23 protein-coding genes are annotated in these 26,270 nt (G+C 71.1%); 10 read left to right on the forward strand and 13 right to left on the reverse strand.

From position 1 onward, the window contains the following. Window positions 1-143: 143 nt before the first annotated feature. From gap to ACWEF2_RS16385, 7 genes are all read left to right on the forward strand, one after another. Window positions 144-1,151, forward strand: a complete 1,008-nt coding sequence (gap, locus tag ACWEF2_RS16355) for a type I glyceraldehyde-3-phosphate dehydrogenase (protein ID WP_453815954.1) — start codon at window positions 144-146, stop codon at window positions 1,149-1,151. Further along, complete coding sequence (locus ACWEF2_RS16360; RefSeq protein ID WP_453815956.1) at window positions 1,148-2,335, forward strand: phosphoglycerate kinase; 1,188 nt, start codon at window positions 1,148-1,150, stop codon at window positions 2,333-2,335. Before gap ends, ACWEF2_RS16360 begins: the two co-directional genes overlap by 4 nt. Window positions 2,336-2,441: 106 nt before the next feature. After that, a complete protein-coding gene (gene tpiA, locus ACWEF2_RS16365) occupies window positions 2,442-3,227 on the forward strand; it encodes a triose-phosphate isomerase (protein ID WP_453815958.1) in 786 nt (261 codons plus the stop codon). A gap of 133 nt (window positions 3,228-3,360) precedes the next feature. Then, window positions 3,361-3,591, forward strand: coding sequence for a preprotein translocase subunit SecG (gene secG, locus ACWEF2_RS16370; protein ID WP_355596365.1), 231 nt, complete (start codon window positions 3,361-3,363; stop codon window positions 3,589-3,591). A gap of 81 nt (window positions 3,592-3,672) precedes the next feature. Continuing rightward, window positions 3,673-4,020: an RNA polymerase-binding protein RbpA gene (locus ACWEF2_RS16375; RefSeq protein ID WP_355596367.1), complete on the forward strand. Its 348-nt coding sequence runs from the start codon at window positions 3,673-3,675 to the stop codon at window positions 4,018-4,020. A 186-nt stretch (window positions 4,021-4,206) separates the two neighbouring features. Beyond that, complete coding sequence (locus ACWEF2_RS16380; RefSeq protein WP_453815959.1) at window positions 4,207-4,914, forward strand: bleomycin resistance protein; 708 nt, start codon at window positions 4,207-4,209, stop codon at window positions 4,912-4,914. A 144-nt stretch (window positions 4,915-5,058) separates the two neighbouring features. Further along, window positions 5,059-6,228, forward strand: a complete 1,170-nt coding sequence (locus tag ACWEF2_RS16385) for a UDP-N-acetylglucosamine--N-acetylmuramyl-(pentapeptide) pyrophosphoryl-undecaprenol N-acetylglucosamine transferase (protein WP_453815961.1) — start codon at window positions 5,059-5,061, stop codon at window positions 6,226-6,228. A 107-nt stretch (window positions 6,229-6,335) separates the two neighbouring features. Here ACWEF2_RS16385 and ACWEF2_RS16390 read toward each other — a convergent pair whose 3' ends face one another. The 4 genes from ACWEF2_RS16390 to ACWEF2_RS16405 form a co-directional block, all read right to left on the reverse strand. Then, window positions 6,336-6,632 carry a hypothetical protein gene (locus tag ACWEF2_RS16390; RefSeq protein WP_453815963.1) on the reverse strand — a complete coding sequence of 99 codons (297 nt, stop codon included), beginning with the start codon at window positions 6,630-6,632 and terminating at the stop codon, window positions 6,336-6,338. 253 nt (window positions 6,633-6,885) lie between these two features. Continuing rightward, window positions 6,886-7,929, reverse strand: a complete 1,044-nt coding sequence (locus tag ACWEF2_RS16395; RefSeq protein ID WP_453815965.1) for a DUF2776 family protein — start codon at window positions 7,927-7,929, stop codon at window positions 6,886-6,888. A gap of 165 nt (window positions 7,930-8,094) precedes the next feature. Further along, window positions 8,095-9,708, reverse strand: coding sequence for an amidohydrolase (locus ACWEF2_RS16400; RefSeq protein WP_453815967.1), 1,614 nt, complete (start codon window positions 9,706-9,708; stop codon window positions 8,095-8,097). Window positions 9,709-9,792: 84 nt separating this feature from the next. Beyond that, complete coding sequence (locus tag ACWEF2_RS16405; RefSeq protein WP_453815968.1) at window positions 9,793-11,193, reverse strand: NAD(P)/FAD-dependent oxidoreductase; 1,401 nt, start codon at window positions 11,191-11,193, stop codon at window positions 9,793-9,795. A gap of 175 nt (window positions 11,194-11,368) precedes the next feature. Here ACWEF2_RS16405 and ACWEF2_RS16410 point away from each other — a divergent pair, with 175 nt between their 5' ends. Then, window positions 11,369-12,394, forward strand: a complete 1,026-nt coding sequence (locus ACWEF2_RS16410) for an N-acetyltransferase family protein (RefSeq protein ID WP_453815970.1) — start codon at window positions 11,369-11,371, stop codon at window positions 12,392-12,394. A 38-nt stretch (window positions 12,395-12,432) separates the two neighbouring features. On the opposite strand, the gene ACWEF2_RS16415 is transcribed toward ACWEF2_RS16410, so the two are convergent. The 7 genes from ACWEF2_RS16415 to tkt form a co-directional block, all read right to left on the reverse strand. Then, on the reverse strand, window positions 12,433-13,104 hold the full coding sequence (locus ACWEF2_RS16415) for a Clp protease N-terminal domain-containing protein (RefSeq protein ID WP_453815972.1): 672 nt from the start codon (window positions 13,102-13,104) through the stop codon (window positions 12,433-12,435). Between the two features lie 176 nt (window positions 13,105-13,280). Beyond that, window positions 13,281-14,054 (reverse strand): 6-phosphogluconolactonase, encoded by a 774-nt coding sequence (gene pgl, locus ACWEF2_RS16420; protein WP_453815974.1) that lies wholly within the window; start codon window positions 14,052-14,054, stop codon window positions 13,281-13,283. 94 nt (window positions 14,055-14,148) lie between these two features. Then, on the reverse strand, window positions 14,149-15,060 hold the full coding sequence (locus tag ACWEF2_RS16425) for a glucose-6-phosphate dehydrogenase assembly protein OpcA (protein ID WP_453815976.1): 912 nt from the start codon (window positions 15,058-15,060) through the stop codon (window positions 14,149-14,151). Then, complete coding sequence (gene zwf, locus ACWEF2_RS16430; protein WP_453815978.1) at window positions 15,061-16,728, reverse strand: glucose-6-phosphate dehydrogenase; 1,668 nt, start codon at window positions 16,726-16,728, stop codon at window positions 15,061-15,063. Further along, window positions 16,729-18,363, reverse strand: coding sequence for a glucose-6-phosphate isomerase (locus ACWEF2_RS16435; protein ID WP_453815980.1), 1,635 nt, complete (start codon window positions 18,361-18,363; stop codon window positions 16,729-16,731). Window positions 18,364-18,368: 5 nt separating this feature from the next. Then, window positions 18,369-19,472, reverse strand: coding sequence for a transaldolase (gene tal, locus ACWEF2_RS16440; RefSeq protein ID WP_453815982.1), 1,104 nt, complete (start codon window positions 19,470-19,472; stop codon window positions 18,369-18,371). Window positions 19,473-19,474: 2 nt separating this feature from the next. Continuing rightward, entirely contained in the window at window positions 19,475-21,508 is a 2,034-nt protein-coding gene (gene tkt, locus ACWEF2_RS16445) for a transketolase (RefSeq protein ID WP_453816152.1), read from the reverse strand. A 383-nt stretch (window positions 21,509-21,891) separates the two neighbouring features. Between tkt and ACWEF2_RS16450 the strand changes: the two genes are divergently transcribed. Next, entirely contained in the window at window positions 21,892-22,845 is a 954-nt protein-coding gene (locus ACWEF2_RS16450; RefSeq protein WP_453815984.1) for a heme o synthase, read from the forward strand. A gap of 155 nt (window positions 22,846-23,000) precedes the next feature. Beyond that, entirely contained in the window at window positions 23,001-24,236 is a 1,236-nt protein-coding gene (locus ACWEF2_RS16455; RefSeq protein WP_453815986.1) for a PrsW family intramembrane metalloprotease, read from the forward strand. On the opposite strand, the gene ACWEF2_RS16460 is transcribed toward ACWEF2_RS16455, so the two are convergent. Both ACWEF2_RS16460 and ACWEF2_RS16465 read right to left on the reverse strand, forming a co-directional pair. Then, window positions 24,218-24,964 carry a SanA/YdcF family protein gene (locus ACWEF2_RS16460; RefSeq protein ID WP_453815988.1) on the reverse strand — a complete coding sequence of 249 codons (747 nt, stop codon included), beginning with the start codon at window positions 24,962-24,964 and terminating at the stop codon, window positions 24,218-24,220. The two genes, ACWEF2_RS16455 and ACWEF2_RS16460, sit on opposite strands and share 19 nt — an antisense overlap. A gap of 135 nt (window positions 24,965-25,099) precedes the next feature. Then, on the reverse strand, window positions 25,100-26,059 hold the full coding sequence (locus ACWEF2_RS16465) for a COX15/CtaA family protein (RefSeq protein ID WP_453815990.1): 960 nt from the start codon (window positions 26,057-26,059) through the stop codon (window positions 25,100-25,102). Between the last annotated feature and the right edge of the window lie 211 nt (window positions 26,060-26,270).

Below are 26,270 nucleotides of genomic sequence, written 5' to 3' on the forward strand. Positions count from 1 at the left end.
CCGCTTGTGGGGCCAGGGAGAACGGAGCCGACCCCGCAAGTGGTCTAAACCAATTTAGGTCCGATAGGGTGCGATTGAAGTTTCAGCCAGCTCAAGTCACCGGTCCGGTGGACCGGTGCACGACGTACGAGGAGACCTGCACCGTGAGCATCCGCGTAGGCGTCAACGGATTCGGCCGCATCGGCCGCAACTTCTGGCGTGCGGTCGCTGCCAGCGGCAAGGACATCGAGATCGTTGCGGTCAACGACCTGACCGACAACGCCACGCTCGCCCATCTGCTCAAGTACGACAGCATCCTCGGCCGCCTGCCGTACGAGGTGAAGAGCACCGCCGACGAGATCGTCGTGGACGGTAAGGCAATCAAGGCTTTCGCCGAGCGCGACCCCGCCAAGCTGCCCTGGGGCGACCTGGGGGTGGACGTCGTGGTGGAGTCCACGGGCTTCTTCACCGACGCCAACAAGGCCCGGGTGCACGCCGAGAACGGCGCCAAGAAGGTCATCATCTCGGCTCCGGCCAAGAACGAGGACGTCACCATCGTGATGGGCGTCAACCACGACAAGTACGACCCGGCTCGCCACACGATCATCTCCAACGCGTCCTGCACCACCAACTGCCTGGCCCCCATGGCCAAGGTCATCAACGACACCTTCGGCATCGAGAAGGGGCTGATGACCACGATTCACGCCTATACCCAGGACCAGAACCTGCAGGACGGCCCGCACAGCGACCTGCGCCGCGCCCGCGCCGCCGCGCTGAACATCGTCCCGACCTCCACCGGTGCGGCCAAGGCCATCGGCCTGGTGCTGCCCGAGCTCAAGGGCAGGCTCGACGGGTTCGCGCTGCGCGTGCCGATCCCCACCGGCTCGGCCACCGACCTGACCGTGGAGGTCGGCCGCGACACCACGGCCGACGAGGTCAACGCCGCGCTCAAGGCCGCGGCGGACGGCCCGCTCAAGGGCTTCCTGACCTACACCGAGGACCCGATCGTCTCCTCCGACATCGTCACCGACCCGTCGTCGTGCATCCTCGACGCCGGCCTGACCAAGGTGATCGGCAACCAGGTCAAGGTCGTCGGCTGGTACGACAACGAGTGGGGTTACTCCAACCGCCTCGGCGACCTCATCGAGCTGGTCGGCGCCGACCTGCGATGAGGGATCTGTCTGATTTTGAGGTGAAAGGTCGGCGCGTCCTGGTCCGCGTCGACCTCAACGTCCCCCTCGATGGGGACGTCATCACCGACGACGGCCGTATCCGGGCCTCGGTGCCGACCATCCGGGAACTGGCGGCCAGGGGGGCGCGCGTGATCGCCTGTGCCCACCTCGGGCGCCCGAAGGGCGAGCCCGACCCGAGATACTCGCTGGCCCCGGTGGCCAGGCGGCTGGGTGAGCTTCTGGGGGCCGAGGTCGCCTTCGCCACCGATGTGGTCGGGAAGTCGGCGCAGTCCGTCGTGGAGGCGCTCCAGGACGGCCAAGTGGCCCTGCTGGAGAACCTGCGGTTCGAGCCGGGGGAGGAGTCCAAGGACGACGCCCGGCGCGCCGCGTTCGCCGAGAGGCTGGCCGCCCTCGGTGAGATCTACGTCGGCGACGGCTTCGGCGCCGTGCACCGCAGGCACGCCAGCGTCTACGACGTGCCGCTGCTGCTGCCGCACGCGGCGGGCGGACTGGTCCTGGCCGAGGTCGACGTGCTCAAGAGGCTGACCGAGAAGCCCGCCAGGCCGTACGCGGTGGTGCTCGGCGGAGCCAAGGTCTCCGACAAGCTCGGCGTCATCGGCAACCTGCTCGCCAAGGTCGACCGGCTGCTCATCGGCGGAGGCATGGCCTACACCTTCCTGGCGGCCCAGGGACACGAGGTGGGCCGGTCGCTGTTGCAGGAGGACCAGCTCGACCAGGTGCGCGAGTTCCTCAACGAGGCGGCCAGACGCGGGGTGCAGCTCGTTCTCCCGGTCGACGTGCTGGCGGCCACCCACTTCGCCGAGGACGCCGAGTACGAGGTCGTCGACGCCACCGCGATCCCGGCCGACCGCCAGGGACTCGACATCGGCCCGCGCAGCGCCGAGCTGTTCGCCGCGGAGCTCGCCGACGCCGGGACCGTGTTCTGGAACGGCCCAATGGGCGTCTTCGAGTTCGACTCCTTCTCCGGCGGAACCCGGGCCGTCGCCGAGGCGTTGATCAGGTCGGAGGCGTTCACGGTCGTCGGAGGCGGTGACTCGGCCGCGGCCGTACGCCGGCTCGGCCTTCCCGAGGACGGCTTCTCGCACATCTCCACCGGCGGCGGCGCCAGTCTCGAATACCTGGAGGGCAAGACCCTGCCCGGACTCGTCGCCCTGGAGGCATAGGAGTGGATCGACGCAGTGAGCACCGTAACGGCCGGACGTGCCCGTGGCACGACGGCCCGAGGGCGACGGGTGACCCGCGCGGCGGGCGGGGGAAGGTGAGTGACGGATGAGCACGGCACGCAAGCCGCTGATGGCCGGCAACTGGAAGATGAACCTCAACCACCTTGAGGCCATCGCCACCACCCAGAAGCTGGCGTTCGCGCTCAACGCCAAGGACTTCGACAGGGTCGACGTGGCGGTGCTGCCGCCCTTCACCGACCTGCGCAGCGTGCAGACCCTGATCGACGGCGACAAGCTGCGGATCCTGTACGGCGGACAGGATCTCTCGCAGCACGACGGCGGCGCCTACACCGGGGACATCTCCGGGGTGATGCTCGCCAAGCTCGGGTGCACCTTCGTGGTGATCGGGCACTCCGAGCGCCGGCAGTACCATCACGAGGACGACGGGCTGGTCAACGCCAAGGTGAAGGCGGCCTATCGCCACTCGCTCACGCCTATCCTGTGTGTGGGGGAGGGGCTGCCGGTCCGTCAGGCCGGCGGGCAGGTGGCCCACAGTGTCTCCCAGCTCGACGGGGCGCTCCGCCAGGTCCCGGCCGAGCAGGTGGCGTCCATCGTGCTGGCCTACGAACCGGTCTGGGCGATCGGCACCGGCGAGGTGGCCACTCCGGCCGACGCGCAGGAGGTCTGTTCGGCGCTGCGTTCCCGACTCGCCGAGCTGTATAACGGAGAGGTGGCCGCGGCTGTCCGTATCCTTTACGGGGGCTCGGTCAAGTCCGACAACATCGCAGGGATCATGGCTCAGCCGGACGTGGACGGAGCCCTGGTCGGCGGTGCGAGCCTCGACCCCGGGGAGTTTGCCAAGATCTGTCGCTTTAGCGAAATGTCTGGCTGACTGGACCGTTCAGAGGGTACGACTTGACAGCAGGTCGTACCCTCTTAGAGCAAGTTTGAATCGTCACGCCACCGGCGTACATACAAGGGGCGCATCCGGACGCGGATAGCGCGCACATAGGGACAGGTCAACGGTGACAATCGGAATCTCCATCGCCCTCATCCTGGCGAGCATGCTGATGGTGCTGCTGGTGCTGCTCCACAAGGGCAAGGGCGGCGGTCTGTCGGATCTGTTCGGCGGCGGCTTCACGTCGTCGTTCGGCGGCTCTTCCGTGGTGGAACGCAACCTCGACCGGCTGACCATCATCACCGGTGTGGTCTGGTTCGTGTGCATCATCGCGCTGGGCCTGCTCCTTAAGCCCTGACCCGGACTGCGACAGGCGTGACAGTGGTTCAGCCCCCCGTCTCCACCCGAGCGGCGGGGCCATCGAGCGAGGAGTACATCCGTGGGTAGTGGCAACGCGATCCGTGGCAGCCGTGTCGGTGCCGGCCCGATGGGGGAGGCGGAGCGTGGCGAGGCGGCTCCCCGTGTAAGGGTCCCGTTCTGGTGCGCGAACATGCATGAGACGCGCCCCAGCTTCGCCAGCGACGCCGCGGTGCCGGAGTTCTGGGACTGCCCACGGTGCGGTCTCCCCGCCGGTCAGGACGAGGCCAACCCGCCCGCGCCGCCGCGTAACGAGCCTTACAAGACGCACCTCGCCTACGTGAAGGAGCGTCGCAGCGACAAGGACGGCGCCCAGATCCTGGCCGAGGCCCTGGAGCGGCTCCGCTCCTCCTCGCGACCGATGTACTAGGTACGGCCCGCCGGAAGGCCCCTGTGGAATCGTTCACGGGGGCCTTCCGCATGCCCTCGGACCGCTCGGCACCCTCTCCGCCCCACCGTGATCACGGCCTCCGGAAAAATTGCGTACGGTGTACGGTGTATGAGATATTCGCGCACGACATACGCGATTCACTGGGAGTCGCCCGGAGGTGCGACCTTGAACGAGACCACGATTCCGATCCTGCCCTGCCCGGCCATCGACCCGGTTCTGGACTTCTACCAGGCCCTGGGGTTCGAGGTCACCTACCGGCAGAAGAGGCCCAACACGTACGCGGTCGTGCGGCGCGACGGGATCGAGCTGCAGTTCTTCGTCCTCAAGGGGCTTGATCCCGCCCAGTCCTACAGCACCTGCTACGTTCTCGCCCCCGACGTCGACACCCTCTACGGGGCGTTCACCGACGGACTGCGCCGCTCCCTGGGCAGGCTGCCCACCCGGGGCGTTCCACGGATCGGCGCGCTGAAGGACATGTCATACGGCGTGCGCCAGTTCGTCATGGTCGACCCGGCGGGCAACACGATCCGCGTCGGCCGGCCGCTGGCGGCGAACGCCCCGGCGGAGCCTCCCGGGACCCGGCTGGAGAAGGCGGTCGAGACGGCCGTCCTGCTCGGCGACTCCAAGGGCGACCACCGGGCGGCGGCCAGGGTGCTGGACCACGCGTTCGCCGCCCAGGAGGCCGAGCCGGCCGTGCCGCGGGTGCGTGCCCTGATCCTCCGCGCCGACCTGGCCGTCAGGCTGGGCGAGCGGGACCAGGCACAGCGGCTCCTCGCCGACGCGCGGCGGATACGGCTCGGCGCGGCCGACCTCGCGGCCCTCGCCGACGACCTGCGGCGGGCGGACGACCTGGACGACGACCTCCGCGAGTAGGCGCGAACGGCGGCGGGGACACGGTGGCCGTCCCCACGGCCAATTGGATCTTCATCGGGACTCCGGGTAGCGTGCGCGAGGCCGCCGAGCACTTCGGCGTGGCCGAGGAAACGGACGATCGCAGCGCTGGAAGGACACCCACACATGAACGCCGGAAACCGTCGCCCCCTGCGGATGCTCGTCACCGGAGGCGGGACCGGCGGCCACACCTACCCCGCGCTGACCACCGTCGCGGCCGTCCGCGAGCAGGCCGCCGCCCGCGGGCTCGACCTCGACGTGCTCTGGGTGGGCACGGTGAACGGGCTGGAGGCCCGCATCGCGGCCGAGCACGGCATCCCGTTCCGGGCCATCAAGGCGGGCAAGCTCCGGCGCTCACCCAACCCCCGTGAGCTGCTCACCAACCTCGCCGACCTGTTCCGGATCCCCGTCGGTGTCCTCCAGGCGTTCGCCGTCGCGGCCCGTTACCGCCCCGATGTGGTGCTGTCCACCGGAGGGTATGTGTGCGTGCCGCTCGGCCTCGCCTCCCGGCTGCTGCGCCGCCCGCTGGTGATGCACGAGCAGATCACCGCGCTCGGCCTGGCCAACCGGATTTTGGCGCGGTTCGCCACCCGGATCGCGCTCACCCATCCGTCCTCGATGGACCACCTGCCCGCCTCAGCGCGGGACCGGTCCGTGGTCACCGGCAACCCGGTCCGGCCCCACCTGCTGAACGGCAGCGCCCCGTCGGGCCGGTGGCACTATCGCCTCTCGCCGGGGCTGCCCCTCGTCTACGTGACCGGCGGAGCGCAGGGGAGCCGCCAGATCAACACCATGGTCGAGTCGATCCTGCCCTCGCTGCTCACCCGGGCGCAGGTGCTCCACCAGTGCGGCCCCGACTGGATCGCCCAGCTCACCAGGACCGCCGCCGGTCTGCCCGAGGAACTGGTCGCGCGCTACCGGCCGGTGCCCTACGTCGGAGACGAGCTGGCCCACGTCTACGCCGCCGCCGACATCGTCGTCTCCCGTAGCGGCGCGGGCACCGTCGCCGAACTGACCGCCGTGGGCAAGCCGTCCGTCCTCATCCCCCTGGTCCCGTCCGCCGGTGACGAACAGCGCCAGAACGCCCGCTACCTGGTCGAGGCGGGAGCGGCCCGGGCGCTCCTCGAAGCGGGGCCGCACGCCGACCGGCTCCTGGCCGAACTCGACGTCCTGCTCGCCGACCCCCAGGCCCGCGCGTCCATGGCCAAGGCCGCCCGGTCGCTCGGCCGCCTCGACGCGGCCGACGCCCTCGCCCGGGTGATCCTCGAAGAGGCGGGCCTCGACGGCCCGGGGTGACCGGCCCACCCCGGATCCGGGCCTGTCACGCCCGTTTCCCCGCCGGACCCCGGTCCGTCGTTCCCGCCTCCCCACCGGGGTCCGGACTCGCGGGGAGGTGGAGCGTTCTAACGCACCAGCCCGCACAGCAGGGCGTTCCACATCGCGTCCGCCTCCCGGGCCGGCCATCGGTCGCTCTCAGCGATCGACACCCCGCCCTGCCCGCGCGTCGTCCGGCGGATGAACCTCAGACCGCCGGCCTGGTGCAGCTCGAACAGGACCGGGCCACAGTCACACGTCCACGTGATGAGCCGGGTCCGCTCCCCCTCCCGGGGTGGAGCGTTCCACGACAGGGCCTCGCAGTGCGACTGCGCGGGGGAGACGTGCGGGCTCAGGCAGCGGGGTGGATAGTCCCACCGGATCATCGGATCACCCTTCCGCCAGTCGGAGCCGGGTTTTCCGCCCCGGGGTCGAGGATAGTTCCCGGAGCGGTCGGAGCCGGTGTGTCCGCTCGCCGTCGGCGGCTGTGCCCGCGAGGTGCCCGACGGGGGGCCGAGAGCCGTGCGGGGCGACCGCCGGCTTCGCACCGCCGTGATCCGGTCTCCCCCCACGCGGTGCCGGCAAGGGGTGAGGGGCGGCTCTGCCGTTCCCCGGACGGAATCGGCCGGACCGGGGGTGTCAGCCGGATGTGCCGGCCTCAAGGATCGAGACGATGGAGAAGAGGGTGAAGCACACCGCGCCCAGCCCCACCAGCACGCGTGCGGGGATGAAGAACTGTTGATCGGTGACGGCGGCCTCGAACAGGAAGGCCGAGAAGAACAGGCAGATCAGCGCGGTGGCCACCGGCATGATGGGGATGCGGTTCGCCAGCGGGAAGGAACGGCGCCACACCAGGGCCAGCAGGAGCGCCTTGGACAGGATGCTGAAGCAGATCAGCGCGAGGCCGATCAGGATGCAGCCGGGAGCGATGCGGTAGGGCCGGTCGGAGCCCAGCAGGACGTACAGGCCCAGCAGGAGGTTGACCGTTCCCATGGCGACGACCAGCCAGCTCCACCGGTACCGCTCGGATTCGCCGAAGGTGTTGCGGACCTGGCGGACGATGCTCGCCACCAGCGCGACCAGGCTGGCGCAGATCGCCGCCAGCCCGAAGACGATGTGCCCGGCCACGTAGGTGGAGCTCTCCCCCCGGGAGAGCAGGCCGAAGGCGAGGGCGAACCCCACGACGGCGCAGACCATCGGGATCGCCATCAGCACCATGCCCACCTCCCGCAGGTAGGCACCCTCCGGAGGCCCGGCCTCCGGGCCGCCCGCGGCGTTGACCGGGATGAGGGCGAAGGCCGTGGAGGCCGTGGCCACCGTGCTCACGCAGACGGCGACCAGGCCGACGCCGATGATCACGTGGCCGCCGACGAGGAACCGGGCGCCCCCGCCCTGGGACAGGATGGCGATTCCCCAGCCGATGGCGGCGAGGGCGACGACATAGCCCGACAACGGCAGCGCGATGCGCCAGAACAGGCTGTAGCGGTGGATCAACTGGCGGATGATCGTCGCGGCGGTGGTGAAGAGCGCGTAGCAGATCGCGGTCAGCGCGATGTTCACGTGGCCCGCGACGAAGTGGTCGGCGTCCTGGCCGCCGCTGTTGATGTAGAGCCCGAAGGCAAGGCAGATCGCCCCGAACACCAGTGGTATGGCGCGGAACAGCACGCTTACCGCGAAGTTCATGGTTTCCCCCGGTAACACATCGCGCGGCACGCCCCCGCCACCGATGCCTCACATTGTTGTGTTTCACCACAACGTAACCCGCTGACCTGCGCTTTCGCGGGGAGGCTCGCAGGCGCCGCAGCCCTTCCCCCGCCAAGCGCCCCGTCGTACCCGGCGTCCTGAAGGTCAGCGGCGGTAGACCTGGTCGCCGCCGACGAAGGTCATCGCGACCCTGGTCCGCCAGATGTCGGAGGCGGGCTCGGTGAACGGGTCGCGGTCGAGCACCACCAGGTCGGCACGGTTGCCGGGGATGATGGTTCCGGCCTCGTCGTCGTGGTTGATCCAGGCGGAGCCGGCGGTGTAGGCGGTCAGTGCGACGGCCAGGTCCAGGCTCTGGCCGGGCAGGAACGGGGTCTGCGCCGTGGGGTAGCCCGCGTGGACCGAGCCGCCCGGTTCGGTGCGGTTGACCGCCACGTGCATGCCCTGGATCGGGTCGGCGTCGGAGACCGGCCAGTCGCTGCCCGCGCAGAACCGGGTACCGGCGTTCAGCAGGTCGGCGAACGGATACTGCCAGCGCGAGCGCTCCTCGCCCAGGAACGGGATCGCCAGCTCGTCCATCTGGGCATTGTGGGTGGCCCAGAGCGGCTGCAGGTTGGCGGTCACGCCGAGGGCGGCGAAGCGCGGCACGTCGGACGGCTCGACGATCTGCAGGTGCGCGATGTGGTGCCGGTTGGCCGGATCGGTCCCCTCGAAGCTGTCCAGCGCCTCCCGGACCGCGCGCTCGCCGATCGCGTGGAAGTGCACCTGGAAGCCGTGCCGGTCCAGCTCGGCGACACACTCCCTCAGCAGCGCGGGTTCCACATACGACAGCCCGGTGCCGCCGCAGCGGCAGTAGGGCTCGATCACCGCGGCGGTGAAGTTCTCGGGGATGCCGTCCTGCATGATCTTCACCGAGGTGGCGCGGAACCGGTCAAGCCCCTCGGCCGACCGGCGGCGCTCCACGAGCTCGGGGATCTGCTCGGCGCCGCGCGTGCGGTCCCACCAGAGCGCGCCCACGACCCGCGCCTTCAGCGTTCCTCCGGCCGCCGCCGCGAGGTAGGTGGGCAGCTGGTCCGCGGAGCCCGCGTAGGAGCCGACGATGGCGTCCTGCCAGCCGGTGACGCCCAGCGAGAACAGGTGGCTCTGGGCCTCGGCCAGCGCGTCGGCCAGGTCCCGCGCCGTGGGGCGCGGGGGGAGCAGGCCCACCAGGTCCATCGCGCCCTCGTGCAGCACGCCGCTCGGCGTGCCGTCGGCGTCGCGCTCGATCCGGCCGTCGGCGGGGTCGGGGGTGTCGCGAGTGATCCCGGCCAGCTCCAGCGCCCGGCTGTTCACCCAGGCGGCGTGGTGGTCGCGCTGGATGAGGTAGGCGGGCCGGTCGAGGAAGTCGAGCTGCGCGCGGTGGGGGAGACCGCCGGGGAAGGCCGCCATGTCCCAGCCGCCGCCGTCGATCCATCCGCGACCGGGGTGGGAGTCCGCGTAGGCGGCGATCCGCCCCAGATACTCCGGCAGGCCGTAGACCTCCGACAGGTCGCATCTGGCCCGCTCCAGCCCGGCCTGCACCGGATGGAGGTGGGCGTCGGTGACGCCCGGGATCAGCAGGCCGCCGTCGAGGTCCACGGTCTCGTGGCCGGGGGCCGCCCGCCGTACGACGTCGGACTCCACGCCCACGGCGGCGATCCGGCCGCCGCGGACCAGCACCGCCTCGGCGAAGACGCCGGCGGACAGGAACGCCCGCCCGCCCCGGAACAGGATGTCGCTCACCCGGCCACCGCCGGGATGTGGGCGCGGGTGTCGGCGGGCTGGGTCATGGCTCTCCTCTGGGGTCGGTGATGCGAGGCGGGTGGCTCAACGCCCGGTGATGGAGTCGGCGACGCGCGCCAGGACGGAGGTCCGGCCCAGGCCGGCCTTCTCCCTGGCGTCGGCGCGGCGGTAGAGGTCGTACATGGCGTGCACGCCGATCCACCGCAGCGGCTCCACCTCCCAGCCTCGCACCTTGCGGCCCACCCACGGCAGCGAGGTCAGCTCGGTCTCCTCGCGCAGGATCAGGTCGCTCAGGGTCCGGCCGGCCAGGTTGGTGGTCGTCACCCCGTGGCCGGTGTAGCCGCCGGCCCAGCCGATGCCGGTGGCGTGGTCGACGTGCACGGTGGCGCACCAGTCGCGGGGCACGCCGAGCACCCCGGACCAGGCGTGCGCCACCCTGGACCCCCCGACCGCGGGGAACATGCCGGTCAGCAGCTCCCACAGCGCCTCGATCGTCCACGCGTGGGTGTGGCCCCGGTCGTCCACCCGGGAGCCGTACAGGTAGGGCTTGCCGCGCCCGCCGAACGCGATCCGGCCGTCGGCGGTGCGCTGGGCGTACATGTAGTAGTGCGCCATGTCGCCGAGCAGCTCGCAGCCCTCCCAGCCGATCGCGTCCCACAGGTCGCCCAGCGGCTCGGTGACGATCATTGAGCTGTTCATCGGCAGCCAGGCCCGGTGATACTGCCTCAGCCCCGCGGTGAAGCCCTCGGTGGCCCGGATGACGTAGTCGGCGCGGACCGTGCCGCAGGGCGTGCGGGCCTCGCGCGGGGCGATCTCGGTGACCGGGGTGCGCTCGAAGATCTCCACACCGAGATCCCGTACGGCCCGGGCCAGACCGCGGACCAGTTTGGCCGGTTGGATCCGGGCGCAGTGCGGGCTCCAGATCGCGCTGACTGCGCCGTCCACCCGCAGGCGCTCCTCCCGCTCGGCGGGGTCGAGCAGCCGGACGTCCTCCTCGGTCCAGCCCCAGTGGCGCTCGTGGGCGAGCAGCCGGTGCAACCGCCGGTCCTGGGCGGTGTTGACGGCGACCGTGGTGACGCCGCCCTTGACGACGTCGGCGTCGATTCCCTCGGCCTCGGCGACGGTCACCACCTCGTCGATCGTCTCGAACATCACCCGCTGCAGCCGCTTGGCCGCGTCCACGCCGTGCGTTCCCGCGTAGCGCTCCGGGGTGCCCGCGAGCTCACCCACCAGCCAGCCGCCGTTGCGCCCGGAGGCGCCGTAGCCGGCGAACTCCTTCTCCAGCACCACCACCCGCAGACCGGGGTCGGCCTTCTTCAGATAGTAGGCGGTCCACAGGCCGGTGTATCCGGCGCCGACGATCGCCACGTCGGCGTCACGGTCGCCACTGAGGGGTTCGCCCGCCGCCGGGAGGCCGAGGGAGCGGTACCAGAAGGAGACGTCTCCGTTGACGAAATCCCCAGCTAGGGGGACACGCGTGTTCATGACCCCTCATCCTGCTATATCCGTTAATTAGAGCGCACCTTGCAACGGAAATCGTTGTGCAATCGCATTGCCGGTGATCTTCTTCAACGTAACGCCGACCTCATCCGCGCGTAGCGGCCCCGTAACAGGGGTGCGCCAGGCTGTGCCCGACGGAGGGAGCGTTCTGATGGGGTTCATGAGGATTCGTACTACGGTTGACGAGCGGCCGGGACGGCTCGCCTCACTGGCCGCCGCGCTCGCGGAGAAGGGCGGCAACATCCTGGGCCTGAGCGTCCAGCCCGACACGGACGGCACCGTGGACGAGTTCGTGGCCGACATCCCCGCGGGCCCCGAGGCGGTGCGCGAGGCGCTGGAGGCGGCCGGCGGACGCCGGGTCCAGGTCGTCGCCGCCACCGCCCACGAGCTGACCGACGAGCCCACCCGCGCCCTCCTGCTCGCCTCCCGGCTCCGCGCGACACCCTGGCGGCTGCCCGGACTGCTGGGAGAGCTGTTGCGGGCCGACGACTCCCGCTGGGTCTACGGTTGCGACATGAGCGACCTTCCGGATCCGACACTGCTGATCGTGCCGGTGGCCCCGCGCCGGGCCGTCCGGCTCCGCCGGACCGGCCTGCCCTTCACCCTGACCGAGGCCGCCCGTGCCGCCTCCTTCGTACGGCTGGCCCAGCCCGTCGTCCGGCAACCGGCCGGCGGCGAGCGGCTCGTCAGGCTGTCCGACGGCGCCGAGACCCGGATCGGCCCGCTCACCCGGCTCTACCGCGAGGCGGTCCGCGACCTGCACGACCGCTGCTCGCCCGAGACCCACAGGTTCCGCTACTTCACCGCGATGCCCGTGCTGCCGCCCCGCGCCTTCGACCGGCTCTGCGACCGTACCCGCGGCCACTCGCTGGTCGCCGGGCGCGACGGGCAGGTGATCGCCCTGGCCAGCCTGATGTTCACTCCCGACCCCGGCATCGCCGAGATGGCCTTTCTCGTCGAGGATCGCTGGCAGGGCAGAGGGCTGGGCGCGGCACTGGCCAGGATGGTCGTCGCCGAGGCGCGCGATCTGGGCTTCGCCGAGGTCCGGGCCACCCTGCTCTCCGACAACGTGCGCATGCGCCGGCTCCTGGTCTCGCTGGGCGCGAACCTGGCCCGCAGTGAGGACCCCGGCGTGGTGGAGGCCAGGCTGGCGGTGGGCGTGCCGGCGGCGGCCACTCCGATCTGACCCCCGCCCACGGCCCCGCCGGTACGGCTCGGATCCGCTCAGCCGCCCGGGGCCGCGGCGGGGCCCCGGGAGTCCGGATCCGCCGTACCCGGATTCACCGTGTCCGAGCCCGCTGTGTCCGGATGCGCCGGGTCCGCGGCCGCGTCCGGTGGCGCGCCCAGGGCGTCCAGCCGGCGCTCGATCCGGTCCAGGCTCTCCTGGATGCGGTCCAGCCTCACCAAGGACGTCGCCCCCGTCGGGTAGGACTCGTCCATGGCCGGGAAGCGGTCGGAGCCGCGCCGCCCGAGCAGCGTGACCACCTGCGCGCGTACGGCCTCCGGTCGCGCGCCTCGTTTGACGAGCACCTGGGCCGCGACCCCCTGGCCCTCCCGGATCAGGCCGAGCAGGATGTGCTCGGTGCCGATGTAGGTGTGGTGCAGGTTGAGCGCCTCCCGCAGGGACAGCTCCAGCACCTTCTTGGCCCGGGGGGTGAACGGGATGTGGCCTATCGGCGCCTTGTCTCCCCGGCCGATGATCTCCTCGACGTCGGTGCGCGCCTGCTCGCCGCCGACGCCGAAGGTCCGCAGGACACGGCCCGCGATGCCGTCCTCCTCGCCGGTCAGGCCGAGCAGAAGATGTTCGGTGCCGATGTAGGTGTGGTTGAGCCGCCGCGCCTCCTCCTGGGCCAGGACCACGACGCGGCGGGCAGGGTCGGTGAAGCGCTCGAACACAGGGGCCTCCATGAGGGGTGTCGAGGTGCTTGAACCCACTATGCGGCAGGTTGCTGGGTAAGGGGGAGTGATATTCGGTATGGAATCCCGTTAAGCCCGCAACACCCTCAACGTCCTACTCGAAAAAGCCCGGCGAACGGGGCCGCTGTTCACCGGGCTTTTCGGAAAACGGGGGATCAGGGTGAGGAGATGCGGCTCAGCGCAGGGGGGATCTTGGAGGCGGCGGCCTTGTCCAGCAGGAACAGCGTCCGCTGGCGGCCTCGGGCGCCCGCCGCCGGGACCTGCATCGGCCCCGAGCCCGACAGGGCCAGCCGTACGGCCCCGGCCTTCTCCTCCCCGGCGGCGATCACCCACACCTCGCGCGCGTTCTGGATGATCGGCAGCGTCAGGGTGATCCGGGTGGGCGGCGGCTTGGGGGCGCCGTGTACCGCGGCCACCGGGCGCGTGTCGTAGAGCGCCGGCATGCCGGGGAAGAGCGACGCCACGTGGCCGTCCGGGCCCATGCCGAGCATCAGGACGTCGAACGAGGGGGCCGGGCTGTGGTCCTCGGGGCGTGAGGCCCGGCGGAGCTCCTCGGCGTAGGCGTCGGCCGACTCCTCGGCGGTCATGCCCGAGTCGGGGCCGCGCATCGCGTGGACGCGGGCGGGGTCCACCTCGACGTGGTCGAGCAGGGCCCCGCGGGCACCGGTCTCGTTGCGTTCGGGGTGGCCGGAGGGCAGGAAGCGCTCATCCCCCCACCAGATGTCCAGGTTCCGCCAGTCGACCGCGTCGCGGGCGGGGCTGGCGGCGACCTCGGCCAGGGTGGCGATGCCGACGCCGCCGCCGGTCAGCACCAGCGAGGCCGAGCCCTTGCCCGACTGGGCGTCGACGGCTCGGGTGATCACCCTGGCGGCGGCGGCCTTGGCGAGCACGTCGGCGTCGCGGTGGACGATCACAGTGGGAACGCTCACGGGGCCTCTCTCTCAACGATCGTGCGATGAGTTCTCGGACGAGTCCTGCGACGGGCAGAGCGCCCCGCGGCGGACCGCGGGGCGTCTGCTCGGGTCAGGCCCTGTGGGTCCCGGAGATCCGCCGGATCGCCGCCTCGTAGATCTCGTCGGGGTCCAGGCGGCGCAGTTCCTCGGCGAGGAGCTCCGACATCGGGCGCCGGGTCAGTGCCACCCGGCGGTCCGGCTGGCCGGGGCGCGACAGCGTGGCCAGATGGGCGTCGCCGCGGGTGATGGAGATGTCGCCGTCGGCGGTGGACAGTCTGACCGCGGTCAGGCCGGGACCGGCGGACTCGACGACCTTTATCGGGGCGTCGAGGCGCTCGCCCAGCCAGGCCGCCAGCAGCAGGGCACTGGCGTGACCCGGCACGGCCTCCACCACGCCCCTTCTGACCTTGCCCGCCGGTTGGTCGAACGCGGCGGCCAGCAGGCTCCGCCACGACGTCAGCCGGGTCCAGGCCAGGTCGGTGTCGCCGGGCACGTAGCCGCGGATCCGGCTGGTGATCGCCTTCACCGAGTCGGCCGCCGAGCGCGCGTCGACGATGCGGCGCTGGGCGAGCATGCCGACGGAGTCCGCGGCGGGTCTGTCCGGGCAGTCGCCCGGCCACCAGACCACCACCGGGGTGTCGGTGAGCAGCAGCGGACTGATCACCGAGTCGGCGTGCTCGGTGAGCTCGCCGTACAGGCGGAGCAGGATCACCTCGCCCGGGGTGGACTCGCCGAACCGGATCTCGGCGTCGAGGCGGTTCGGCTCCTGCGCGTCGCGCGGGATGACGACGAGGATCCGGGAGGGGTGCTCCCTGGCCGCCTCGGTCGCCGCCCGGACCGCGTCGTACTGGTTGCTCTCGTCGGAGACGATCACCAGGGTCAGCACCATGCCGACCGCCGGGGTACCCATCTGGTGCCGGAGCTGGGTGAGCTGGGAGGAGATCTTCGACGCGTTCGTGCCGGTGAGCATGAAGCTCGTCATCTAAAGCCTCCTCCAGGCGCGTCCGTCGCGGTCCATCATCTCGTCGGCCGAGACCGGGCCCCAGGTGCCCGCCGGATACTCCTCCGGTGGGCCCTGGGTGGCCCAGAACTCCTCGATCGGGTCGAGGATCTTCCACGACAGCTCGACCTCGCGCTGGTGCGGGAAGAGCGGCGGGTCACCGATCAGCACGTCCAGCAGCAGCCGCTCGTAGGCCTCCGGGGAGGACTCCATGAACGACTCGCCGTAGGCGAAGTCCATCGAGACGTTCCTGACCTCCATCGCGGTGCCGGGCACCTTGGAGCCGAAGAGCACGGTGATCCCCTCGTCCGGCTGGACCCGGATGACCAGGGCGTTCTGTCCCAGTATTTCGGTGTCGTCCTTGCTGAACGGCAGGTGTGGCGCGCGCTGGAACATCACGGCGACCTCGGTCACCCGGCGGCTCAGCCGTTTGCCGGTGCGGAGGTAGAACGGGACCCCCGCCCAGCGCCGGTTGGCGATCTCCAGCTTGACGGCGGCGTAGGTCTCGGTGGTGGAGTCCGCCGAGATGCCGTCCTCCTGGGTGTAGCCGATGACCGGCTCGCCGCCCTGCCAGCCCGGTCCGTAGCGGCCGCGGGCGGTGGAGAGCTTCAGGTCGGCCGGCAGCCGCACCGCCTTGAGGACCTTCTCCTTCTCCCGGCGCAGCGAGTTGGCCTCGAAGGAGGTGGGGTCCTCCATCGCCACCAGAGCCAGCAGCTGGAGCAGGTGGTTCTGGATCACGTCGCGGGCCGCGCCGATGCCGTCGTAGTATCCGGCCCGCCCGCCGATGCCGATGTCCTCGGCCATCGTGATCTGGACGTGGTCGACGTAGCTCCGGTTCCAGATCGGTTCGAACAGGTTGTTGGCGAACCGCAGCGCCAGGATGTTCTGGACGGTCTCCTTGCCCAGATAGTGGTCGATGCGGAAGACCGAGCTCTCCGGGAAGACCGCGCTGGTGATCGCGTTGAGCTCCTGGGCGCTCTTCAGGTCGCGCCCGAAGGGCTTCTCGATCACCACCCGGCGCCAGGAGCCCTCGGGGCCGCCCGACAGGTTGGTCCGCTTGAGCTGCTCGACCACGACCGGGAAGAACTTCGGCGGCACCGACAGGTAGAAGCAGTAGTTGCCGCCGGTGCCCCGGTTCTGGTCGATCTCCTTGAGCATGGCGGCCAGTGCGTCGAACGCGCCGTCGTCGGTGAACTCGCCCGGGCAGAAGAAGATGCCCTCCGACAGCTGCTTCCAGACCTCCTCGCGGAACGGCGTCCGCGCGTACTCCTTGACGGCGTCATGGGTGACCTGCGCGAAATCCTGGTCCTGCCAGTCGCGGCGGGCGAAGCCGACCAGGGAGAACCCCGGGGGCAGCAGCCCCCGGTTGGCCAGGTCGTAGATCGCCGGCAACAGCTTCTTGCGGGCCAGGTCGCCCGTCACGCCGAACAGCACCAGCACGCACGGCCCCGCCACACGCGGCAGCCGCTTGTCCCGCGGATCGCGCAGCGGGTTGGCGGCCACCACCTCCTCGGTGGTGGCCGCGGTCGCGACGGCCGAGGCCGCCGCCGCCGACTCGTCGGCGCGCGTCCCGTCGCCGCTCCGGTGCCCGTCACGCCCGCCTTCGGGGTGAGGGGCCACGGTGTGCGCCTCGGATCGCTGATCGCTCATTCAGACCTCCCGCGCGGCCTCAAGCAGACGTGTGACCCCGGCGACCCGATCGGTCAGGTGCAGCCGTACGGTGGGACGTCCCCGCCCGGCCAGCGCGTCCTGGTCTCCCAGGGCCTGCGCGAGCTGGAGCCGGCCCAGGGTGTACGGCTTGCCTGGCACCTCGACGTCGTCCTCGACCGCTCCCGTGATCAGCAGGAACACGCCGTTCTGTGGACCGCCCTTGTGATATTGACCGGTGGAGTGCAGGAACCGGGGGCCCCATCCGAAGGTGACCGGCCGGTCGGTCCGCGCCGCGAGCTCCGCGCGCAGCGTGGCCGGGTCGGCCGCCCTCCAGGCCTCGGTCATCTGCTCGAACGACGCCCCCTCAAGCTCAAGGCCGGGGGCGTCGAACGCCGCGTCCCTGTCGAGATAGGCCATGACCGCGAGGTAGCCGCGCGAGGGGACGGACTCCAGCAGCCGGGTGAGGACCTCCGGCAGGTCCTTGGGGGCCCGGCCGCCACCCGGCTCGCCGTACACCTCGACCGGGCCGTCGACCAGGATCGGCGTGCCGACGGGCAGCTCCTCCACGGCCAGCAGCCTGGCGGTGTTCTCCTTGGACTCGGCCACGTTCGGCTGGTTGAAGGGGTCGATGCCGAGCACCCGCCCCGCGATCGCGGTGGCGTACTCCCACACGAGGAACTGCCCGCCCAGCGGGCCGCCGACGGTCAGCGCGCCATCGGAGTCGATCCCGGCGACCAGTTCGTCGCCGGCGTCGCCGGGGTCGGCGCCGACGACCGGCAGGATGCCCTTGCCGTCCTTGCCGGTGGACTCGGCGATCAGCTGCTCGATCCAGTCGGGCAGGCCGTTGATCTCCGAGAGGCTGTCCTCCAGGATGAGCTTGTCGCGCCCGGAGAGCGCGGCGGCGCCCAGGGCGGCGCCCAGCTCCAGGCCCGGGTTGCCCTCGGCCCGCGCCAGCAGGGGCCGTACGGCGGCGGCGTCGTCGAGCAGCCTCTCCACGTCGGCCCCGGCCAGCGCGCTGGGCACCAGGCCGAACGCCGACAGGGCGCTGTAGCGGCCGCCCACGCCGGGGTCGGCCAGGATCACCGGGTAGCCGGCCTCGACCGCCAGCCGCTCCAGCGGGGAGCCGGGGTCGGTGACCACGACGATCCGGCCGGCCGGATCGATCCCCGCGTCGCGGAACGCCTTCTCGTAGATCCGCCGGTGACTGTCGGTCTCCACCGTGCCGCCGCTCTTGCTGGCGACCACCAGGATCGTGCGGTCCAGCCGGTCGTTCAGCGCCCGGCGCACCTGGGCGGGGTCGGTGGTGTCGAGCACGGTCAGCGGGACGTCGGCGGTGGCGGTGATGACCTCGGGGGCGAGCGAGGAGCCTCCCATGCCCGCCAGGACCACGTGGTCCAGCCCCTCGGCCCGTGCCCGCTCCACCAGCCTCCCGATCTCCGGCAGCAGCTCCCTGCTGGTCAGCGGGAGGGTGAGCCAGCCGAGGCGGATCGCGGCCTCGGGCTCGGCCTCCGGGCCCCACAGGGTGGGATCGCCGCCCGCCAGGGCCTCGGGAACCCCCTCGGAGGCGAGCCGCGCGGCCGTCTCCGCGGCCTGCTCGGCAGGTCTCTCCTCGCTGAACGTCACGGACACCGACATGCGGTTCACGCCTTCCGTAGCTCGGAGGAGACGGTGGCCAGCAGCTCGTTCCAGGAGGCCTCGAACTTCTGCACGCCCTCCTCCTCCAGGACCCGCACCACGTCGTCGTAGTCGATGCCGGCCTCCTTGAGGGCGGCCATGGTGTTCCAGGCCTCCTCGTAGCGGGGCCGGACGGTGTCGCCGGTGAGGCGGCCGTGGTTGGCGGTGGCGTCGAGGGTCTTCTCCGGCATCGTGTTGACCGTGCCGGCCGTGACCAGTTCGTCCACGTAGAGGGTGTCGGGGTAGCTCGGGTCCTTGGTGCCGGTGGAGGCCCACAGCGGGCGCTGCGGGCGGGCTCCGGCCGCGCTCAGCGCCTGCCAGCGCGGGGAGTCGACCATGTCCTCGTAGGCGGCGAAGGCGAGACGGGCGTTGGCGATCGCGGCCTTGCCCTTGAGCGCCCCGGCCTCGGGGGTGCCGATCTTGTCCAGCCGCCTGTCGATCTCGGTGTCCACCCGGCTGACGAAGAAGGAGGCCACCGACTCGATGCCGGCCAGGTTCAGCCCGCCGGACCTCGCCCGCTCCAGGCCCGTCAGCCAGGCGTCCATCACGGCGCGGTAGCGCTCCAGGGAGAAGATCAGCGTGACGTTGACGCTGATGCCCTCGGAGATCGCCTGGGTGATCGCGGGCAGGCCCTCGACCGTGGCGGGGATCTTGATGAACAGGTTGGGCCGGTCGACCATCCACCACAGCGCGCGCGCCTCGGCGACGGTCTTGTCGGTGCTCCCGGCCAGACGCGGGTCCACCTCGATCGAGACCCGGCCGTCCACGCCGCCGGTGGCCTCGTAGACCGGTCTGAGCACGTCGGCGGCCCAGCGGATGTCGTAGGTGGTGATGGCGCGCACCGCCTCCTCGACCCCCACCTGGCGCACGGCCAGGTCGTGGAGCTGCGCGTGGTAGGCGTCGCCCCTGCTCAGCGCCGAGGCGAAGATGGTCGGGTTGGAGGTCACGCCGACCACGTGCCTGCCGCGGATCAGCGTCTCCAGGTTTCCACTGCGCAGGCGCTCCCGGCTGATGTCGTCCAGCCATATGGAGACGCCCTGATTGGAAAGACTTCTCAGGATCTCACTCATGATCAGTTTCCCGTCGTCTCGCCCTTGTCGGCCCCGATCCGGGCAAGGCTCGCCCTGGCGGCGGTGGCCACCCGCTCGGCGGTGAGGCCGAACTGGTCAAAAAGGGTCTGGTAAGGGGCTGAGGCACCGAAGTGTTCCAGGCTTACGACCTCCCCGTCATCTCCTACGAACTCTCGCCAGCCCAGTGCGATTCCCGCCTCCACGGCGACCCGCGCGCGGACCGCGGAGGGCAGCACCGTCTGCCGGTAGGCGGCGTCCTGGGCGTGGAACCACTCCACGCACGGCATCGACACGACCCGGGTCGGGATGCCCTCCTCCTCCAGCAGGCGGCGGGCCTCGACGGCCAGCTGAACCTCGGAGCCGGTGCCGATCAGGATCACCTCGGGCTGCCCGGTGGAGGCGTCCCGCAGGACGTAGGCGCCGCGGGCGACCTTCGCCGCGTCCCCGGTGCCCTCGTAGACCGGGACGTTCTGCCGGGTCAGCGCCAGCGCGGCCGGGCGGTCGGCGTGCTCAAGCACGGTCCGCCACGCGGCGGCCGTCTCGTTGGCGTCGGCCGGGCGCACCACGTCGAGGCCCGGGATGGCGCGCAGCGCCCACAGGTGCTCGACCGGCTGGTGGGTCGGGCCGTCCTCGCCCAGGCCGATGGAGTCGTGGGTCCACACGTAGGTGACCGGCAGCCTCATCAGCGCCGCGAGCCGTACGGCGGGGCGCATGTAGTCGCTGAAGACCAGGAACGTGCCGCCGTAGGGGCGGGTGCCGTTGTGCAGTGCGATGCCGTTGAGTATGGCGCCCATGCCGTGCTCGCGGATGCCGAAGTGCAGAGTCCGGCCGTAGCGGTTCCCGGGGAACTCCTTGGTCTGGTACTCCTCGGGGATGAAGGACGGCTCGCCCTTCATCGTGGTGTTGTTGGAGTCGGCCAGGTCGGCCGAGCCGCCCCACAGCTCGGGCAGCACGGGCGCCAGGCTGTTGAGCACCTCGCCGGAGGCCTTGCGGGTGGCCATGGAGGAGCCAGGCTCGAAGGTCGGCAGCGCCTCGGTCCAGCCGGGCGGCAGGAGCCGGACGGAGATGCGGTCGAACTCCGCGGCGCGCTCGGGGTTGGCGGCACGCCAGCTCGCGAAGGCCTTGTCCCACTCGGCGCGGGCGGCGCGCGAGCGCTCCACGACGCCGCGGGCGTGCTCCAGCACCTCGGCGGGGACGTCGAAGGTCTTGGCCGGGTCCTGGCCCATGGCCACCTTGGTGGCGGCCACCTCGTCGGCGCCCAGGGCCGAGCCGTGGATCTTGCCGGTGTTCTGCTTGTTCGGCGCCGGCCAGCCGATGACGGTGCGCAGGCGGATGAACGAGGGCCTGCCGGTCTCGGCACGGGCGGCCTCCATGGCCTGGTGCAGCGCCTCGACGTCCTCGGCGTACTCACCGCCGCGGGTCCAGTCGACGGTCTGGACGTGCCAGCCGTACGCCTCGTAGCGCTTGGTGATGTCCTCGCTCAGCGCGATCTGGGTGTCGTCCTCGATCGAGATGTGGTTGCTGTCGAAGACGACGACCAGGTTGCCCAGCCTCTGGTGGCCGGCGAGGGCGCTGACCTCGTGGCTGATGCCCTCCTCGATGTCGCCCTCGGAGGCGATGCACCAGATCGTGTGGTCGAAGGGGCTGGCGCCCTGGGCGGCCTCGGGGTCGAACAGCCCGCGCTCGCGGCGGGCGGCCATGGCCATGCCGACCGCGTTGCCGAGGCCCTGCCCGAGCGGGCCGGTGGTGGTCTCGACACCGGCGGTGTGGCCGTGCTCGGGGTGCCCGGGGGTCAGGCTGTCCCACTGGCGCAGGCTCTTCAGGTCGTCCAGAGACAGGCCGTACCCCGACAGGAAGAGCTGGATGTAGAGGGTCAGGCTGGTGTGCCCGGCCGAAAGGACGAACCTATCCCGGCCCACCCACGAGGGGTCGGACGGGTCGTGGCGCAACATTCGCTGAAAAAGCAGATAGGCGGCCGGCGCCAGGCTCATCGCGGTGCCGGGGTGACCCGACCCCGCCTTCTCTACCGCGTCCATTGCCAGTGCCCGCACGGCATCGACCGCCCGACGGTCGAGGTCGCTCCATTCGAGGGCTGGCACGAGTTCGCTGCTCAAGTGCTCGATCTCCGGATCTAGTCGTGTGATGGTGGCGCCGGTTTGGCTTTTCCCGCCCACACCGGACCCTAACGGTTCGGCCTCGCTACCGTTGCGTAGGCTGGCAGGGGGCGGGTCCGCAGGAGTCATGAACAGCCCGGACGTAACCCCTGAAAGGGTCATGCCACATCGCTTCCTCACCCCATGCGGGAACCGGCCACCCCAGCAACTAGAGTTGGATCCTCAAGGCTGGGCCGGTGCCCGCATCACGGATCCGCTCTAATCAGAGGTTACGCGTTGACCCCGCACGTGCTGGAAGCGCCTTAATGGTGCTGACCGACAAGCAATCGACGGCCCTGTCCGAGACGGGTACGGCGGACATCGCCGCTCCGCGCTCGTTCGGCGACGTCGTGAAGGCATACGTCGCCCTCACCAAGCCGCGGATCATCGAACTGCTGCTGATCACCACGCTGCCGGTGATGTTCCTGGCCGCCCGTGGCCTGCCCCCGCTGGGGATCGCCGTCTGCACCCTGGTGTTCGGCACCCTCTCGGCGGGCAGCGCGAACGCGCTGAACTGCTACATCGACCGCGACATCGACGCCGCGATGCGCCGTACCCGGCGCCGCCCGCTGGCCCGCGACCAGGTCCCGCCGGCCAACGCGCTGATCTTCGGCGTGCTCCTCGGCGTGCTGTCGACCCTTGGCCTCGGGCTGACCGTGAACTGGCTCGCCGCCTGGCTGTCACTGGCCGCGAACCTCTTCTACGTGCTCGTCTACTCGATGATCCTGAAGCGGCGGACCTCGCAGAACGTGGTCTGGGGTGGCATCGCGGGCTGCATGCCGGTGCTGATCGGCTGGGCCGGCGTCACCGGGAGTCTCGCCTGGGCGCCGGTGGTGCTCTTCGGGGTGGTGTTCTTCTGGACGCCGCCGCACACCTGGACTCTCGCCATGCGCTACCGGGACGACTACGCGGCGGCGAAGATCCCCATGCTCCCGGTGGTGGCCACCGAGCGCCGCGTGGTGCTGGAGAGCATCGTCTACACCTGGGCCACCGTGCTCTGCTCGCTGCTGCTCTGGCCGGTCGCCGGGACCACGCTGCTCTATCCGGCCGTGGCCCTCGTCCTCGGCGCCGCCTGCCTGTGGGAGGTCTACCGCCTCCTCGGCCGCGTCAACGCCGGCAAGACCGGGGTCGACCTGCGCCCGATGCGCTTCTTCCACTGGTCCAACGCCTATCTGGCGCTGCTCTTCCTCGCCGTCGCCGTCGACTCCATGCTCGTCTGAGCCCCCTCCCTCCGCCGTGCGCGCCCTCATGAACGACCCCGAGGCGTCCTCACCGTTTTTATGCCGTTATGTCGGTGAATATGGTCTGGTGGCCGGGTGCGGCCTGACACAGAATGGGACGGGACACGTCGTGGTTGATCGGTTACGGTTACCACATGGCGAGCCGTGATCCCCGCTGGGTCTTGAGGGACCGCCCGTCCGTCGCGCTGATCGCCGGACTTGTCCTGGCCGGCCTCTGCGCGCTGGCGTCGTTCTCCTTCGACCTGTTCAACGGCGACCCGGTGTACTTCTTCATCGCGCTGGCCCTCGCCCTGGCGCCGGTCCCCGTGCTGCTGGCGGCGGTGCTGGCGCTGGACCGGATGGAGCCCGAGCCGCGGAGCAATCTGATCTTCGCGTTCGCCTGGGGCGCCGGAGTGGCTGTGCTGGTCGCGGGCCTCGTCAACTCCTTCAACCTGGTCTACATCGAGAACACCGCCCGGCTGGGCTACGACACCGCGCGCAACATCGCCGCCACCTTCGGCGCCCCGGTGGTCGAGGAGACGATGAAGGGGCTGGTCCTGCTGGGCCTGCTCAGGTTCAGGCGGACCGAGCTCGACGGGCCCACCGACGGCATCATCTACGCCGGCATGGTCGGCCTCGGCTTCGCGATGAGTGAGAACGTCAGCTACTACGTGGCGGCCCTGCACGACACGGGGGCCCAAGGCCTGGCGGTGACCGTCGTGCTCCGCGGGATCCTGTCGCCGTTCGCGCACCCGCTGTTCACCTCGATGATCGGTGTCGCGGTGGCCTACGCCGCGCAGCGCCAGGGGCCGGTGCGGGTCTTCGTGATCGCGGCGGGCTGGATCGGCGCGATGCTGCTGCACGGGATCTGGAACGGGTTCGCGTCCTACGTCGGCCTCGGCGGCCTGGTCGTCGCCTACCTGCTGCTGATGGCCGTGCTGATCGTGCTGATCTGGATCGTCTTCCGGGACCGCACCCGGATCGTCGGCCTGATCCACACCTACCTGCCGGCCTACCGGGCGACCGGGCTGGTCACCCCCTACGACGTCTACATGCTCTCCTCGCTGCCCGGCCGCCGTCAGGCCAGGCAGTGGGCCAGGACGAACGGCGGCAAGCCCGGCCTGCGGGCGATGAGCGACTACCAGCTCGCGGCCACCGAGCTCGGCCTGCTCCACGAGCGGGCCAGGCGCGGTGTGATCGACGAACGCACGTTCAACGAGGAGCAGGGGGCACTGCTGCGGTGCATGGCCGCCGCGCGCGCGGCGTTCCCGGCGTCGCGGCAGGCACCCGGCGGGAACGTTCCGCCCGGTCACCTCCCCCCGCCCCCGTTCCCGCCGGAGTCCGGCCCGCATCCCCCGTCACCGCCGGGCCCCTACCCGCTGCCCGGATGAGGCGTCCGCTCCGGATGGCGGGGGGCGGAGTCGGCGGCCGGACGGGCCGAGGGGCGGAGCGCCGCGTCCAGGCTGGTCTCGCGCGGTCCGGGGAAGACGGGGGAGGAGTCGAGAACCACCGAGTCCAGGACGCCCTTCGCCGAGGCGAGGAACTCCCGGGCCGCGTAGCCGTAGGTGGTGGACGGCCACCGCGCGGCCGAGTCGTCGCCGACGCCGAACGCCTCCAGGCCCGCCGTACGGCACAGCGCGACCGCCCTGGGCAGGTGGAAGACCTGGGTGACCACGGTGATCCGGGTGGCCCCGAACACGTCGCGGGCCCGCACGCACGAGTCCCACGTGTCGAAGCCCGCGTAGTCCAGCACGAGTGCGGTGCCGGGGACGCCGCGGGCGAGCAGGTAGTCGCGCATGGCGGTGGGCTCGTCGTAGCCGGGCCGGCCGTTGTCGCCCGAGAGCAGCAGAGCCCTCACCCTGCCCGTCCGGTAAAGCTCGGCGGAGATGTCCAGCCGCCTGGCCAGCATGGGGGAGGGGTGCCCGCCGAAGGCCGCCGCGCCCAGGACCAGCGCCGCCGGGGCCTCCGGGACCCCGGCGACCCAGTCCGGGGAGGAGTCCGCGACGGTCCGGTGCCCGGCACTGGCCAGCCATGCCCAGGTCAGCGGGGCGATCGCCAGCACGCTCAGCAGGACGGCGCCCTGGTAGGAGCGGCGGAGGGCCGCACGTGACAGTGGCATACCGTCATTGTCCCGCGTGCTTCTCCGCGGCGCTCCGGTAATCTCAGGGAATCTCATGGAGTGCCGCCCGCGGCGGGCCGGTCACGGCGCCGGGCGCCGGATCCCGCGCGGCGGGGACGGCGGGTACGGCGGAAATCAGGTCGGCACGGCGACGGAGCCGAGTCTGCCGTGATCGTCCACCGGGGTCTCCAGCGGGCCCCGTGACCGCATCGCGTAGACCACCCGCAGTGTGTAGATCCACACGAGCGTCGAGCCGAGCACGTGCAGGCCGACCAGGAACGCGGGGACGGCCAGGAAGTACTGGACGTATCCGATGATCCCCTGGGCCAGCTCCACGGCGAGCAGTGTCAGCGCCGCCCGCCTGACATGGCGCGGCGCGCCGGTGACGCGCAGGGCGAAGAGCAGCGCGAACGTGAGCCCGACCACGAGATAGACCACGTCGGCGTGGATCCTGGCCACCGTCTCGATGTCGAACCGGAACCGGGAGGCCATCGCGTCCCCGGAGTGCGGTCCGGTGCCCGCCACCACCACGCCCACGACGAGCAGGGCGGCCACCGCCGCGGTCAGCGCGAGACCGAGGGCGCGGATGTCGCGGTGGACCAGCCGCTCCGGCGCGGCGTCGCCCTCCTTGGACCGGGCGTAGAGCGCGAAGGCGGCGGCGATCAGGCCAATGGAGATCAGGAAGTGCATGCTCACGGTTACCGGGTTGAGCACGCTGCGCACCACCAGGCCGCCCCAGAGGGCCTGCGCGGCCACGCCGATCGGCTGGAGCCAGGCCAGCCGCACCAGGTCCCGGCGGCGCGACGGCATCCTGAGCGCGGCGACCAGGCAGGCCACGCCGACGACCAGGACCACGAAGGTCAGCAGCCGGTTGCCGAACTCGACGGCCATGTTGACCGCGGAGATCTCGCCGTGGGCGACCGGGACGAAGCTGTCAGGGGTGCACCTCGGCCAGGTCGGGCAGCCCAGCCCCGATCCGGTGACCCGGACGGCCGCGCCCGTCACGGTGATACCCGCGTTGACGATCACGCTCGCCAGCGCCCACCGGCGCAGGCCGTCGGCGGTGGGGGACCAGACGGCCCGAGGGAGCTTCACAGCCTGTCGATGTGCCTGGTCAAGGAGGTGCTTCACGGCTCACATGCTAGGCGGCGAGGGTGGTGGTCCCGTCGGTGACCCGGGCGCGCGGGGGCGGACGGGCCGCCCGGCGCGGCGCGGCTTATCGCTTAGGCCGCCGGGTACGGATCGGCTGAACTGGAGAAACGAGAATGGGGGCGATTGATCTCGTTGAGAATATGTGACATATTAC

The sequence above is a fragment of the Streptosporangium sp. NPDC004631 genome, from assembly GCF_053601935.1.

What these genes read in the sequence shown, in the direction of transcription:
- ACWEF2_RS16360 (WP_453815956.1), top strand. Translation starts at nt 1,148, where the DNA reads ATGAGGGATCTGTCTGATTTTGAGGTGAAAGGTCGGCGCGTCCTGGTC.
- tpiA (WP_453815958.1), top strand. Translation starts at nt 2,442, where the DNA reads ATGAGCACGGCACGCAAGCCGCTGATGGCCGGCAACTGGAAGATGAAC.
- ACWEF2_RS16385 (WP_453815961.1), top strand. Translation starts at nt 5,059, where the DNA reads ATGAACGCCGGAAACCGTCGCCCCCTGCGGATGCTCGTCACCGGAGGC.
- ACWEF2_RS16390 (WP_453815963.1), bottom strand. Translation starts at nt 6,632, where the DNA reads ATGATCCGGTGGGACTATCCACCCCGCTGCCTGAGCCCGCACGTCTCC.
- ACWEF2_RS16395 (WP_453815965.1), bottom strand. Translation starts at nt 7,929, where the DNA reads ATGAACTTCGCGGTAAGCGTGCTGTTCCGCGCCATACCACTGGTGTTC.
- ACWEF2_RS16405 (WP_453815968.1), bottom strand. Translation starts at nt 11,193, where the DNA reads ATGAACACGCGTGTCCCCCTAGCTGGGGATTTCGTCAACGGAGACGTC.
- ACWEF2_RS16410 (WP_453815970.1), top strand. Translation starts at nt 11,369, where the DNA reads ATGAGGATTCGTACTACGGTTGACGAGCGGCCGGGACGGCTCGCCTCA.
- ACWEF2_RS16425 (WP_453815976.1), bottom strand. Translation starts at nt 15,060, where the DNA reads ATGACGAGCTTCATGCTCACCGGCACGAACGCGTCGAAGATCTCCTCC.
- zwf (WP_453815978.1), bottom strand. Translation starts at nt 16,728, where the DNA reads ATGAGCGATCAGCGATCCGAGGCGCACACCGTGGCCCCTCACCCCGAA.
- ACWEF2_RS16435 (WP_453815980.1), bottom strand. Translation starts at nt 18,363, where the DNA reads ATGTCGGTGTCCGTGACGTTCAGCGAGGAGAGACCTGCCGAGCAGGCC.
- tal (WP_453815982.1), bottom strand. Translation starts at nt 19,472, where the DNA reads ATGAGTGAGATCCTGAGAAGTCTTTCCAATCAGGGCGTCTCCATATGG.
- tkt (WP_453816152.1), bottom strand. Translation starts at nt 21,508, where the DNA reads ATGGACGCGGTAGAGAAGGCGGGGTCGGGTCACCCCGGCACCGCGATG.
- ACWEF2_RS16450 (WP_453815984.1), top strand. Translation starts at nt 21,892, where the DNA reads ATGGTGCTGACCGACAAGCAATCGACGGCCCTGTCCGAGACGGGTACG.
- ACWEF2_RS16455 (WP_453815986.1), top strand. Translation starts at nt 23,001, where the DNA reads ATGGCGAGCCGTGATCCCCGCTGGGTCTTGAGGGACCGCCCGTCCGTC.
- ACWEF2_RS16460 (WP_453815988.1), bottom strand. Translation starts at nt 24,964, where the DNA reads ATGCCACTGTCACGTGCGGCCCTCCGCCGCTCCTACCAGGGCGCCGTC.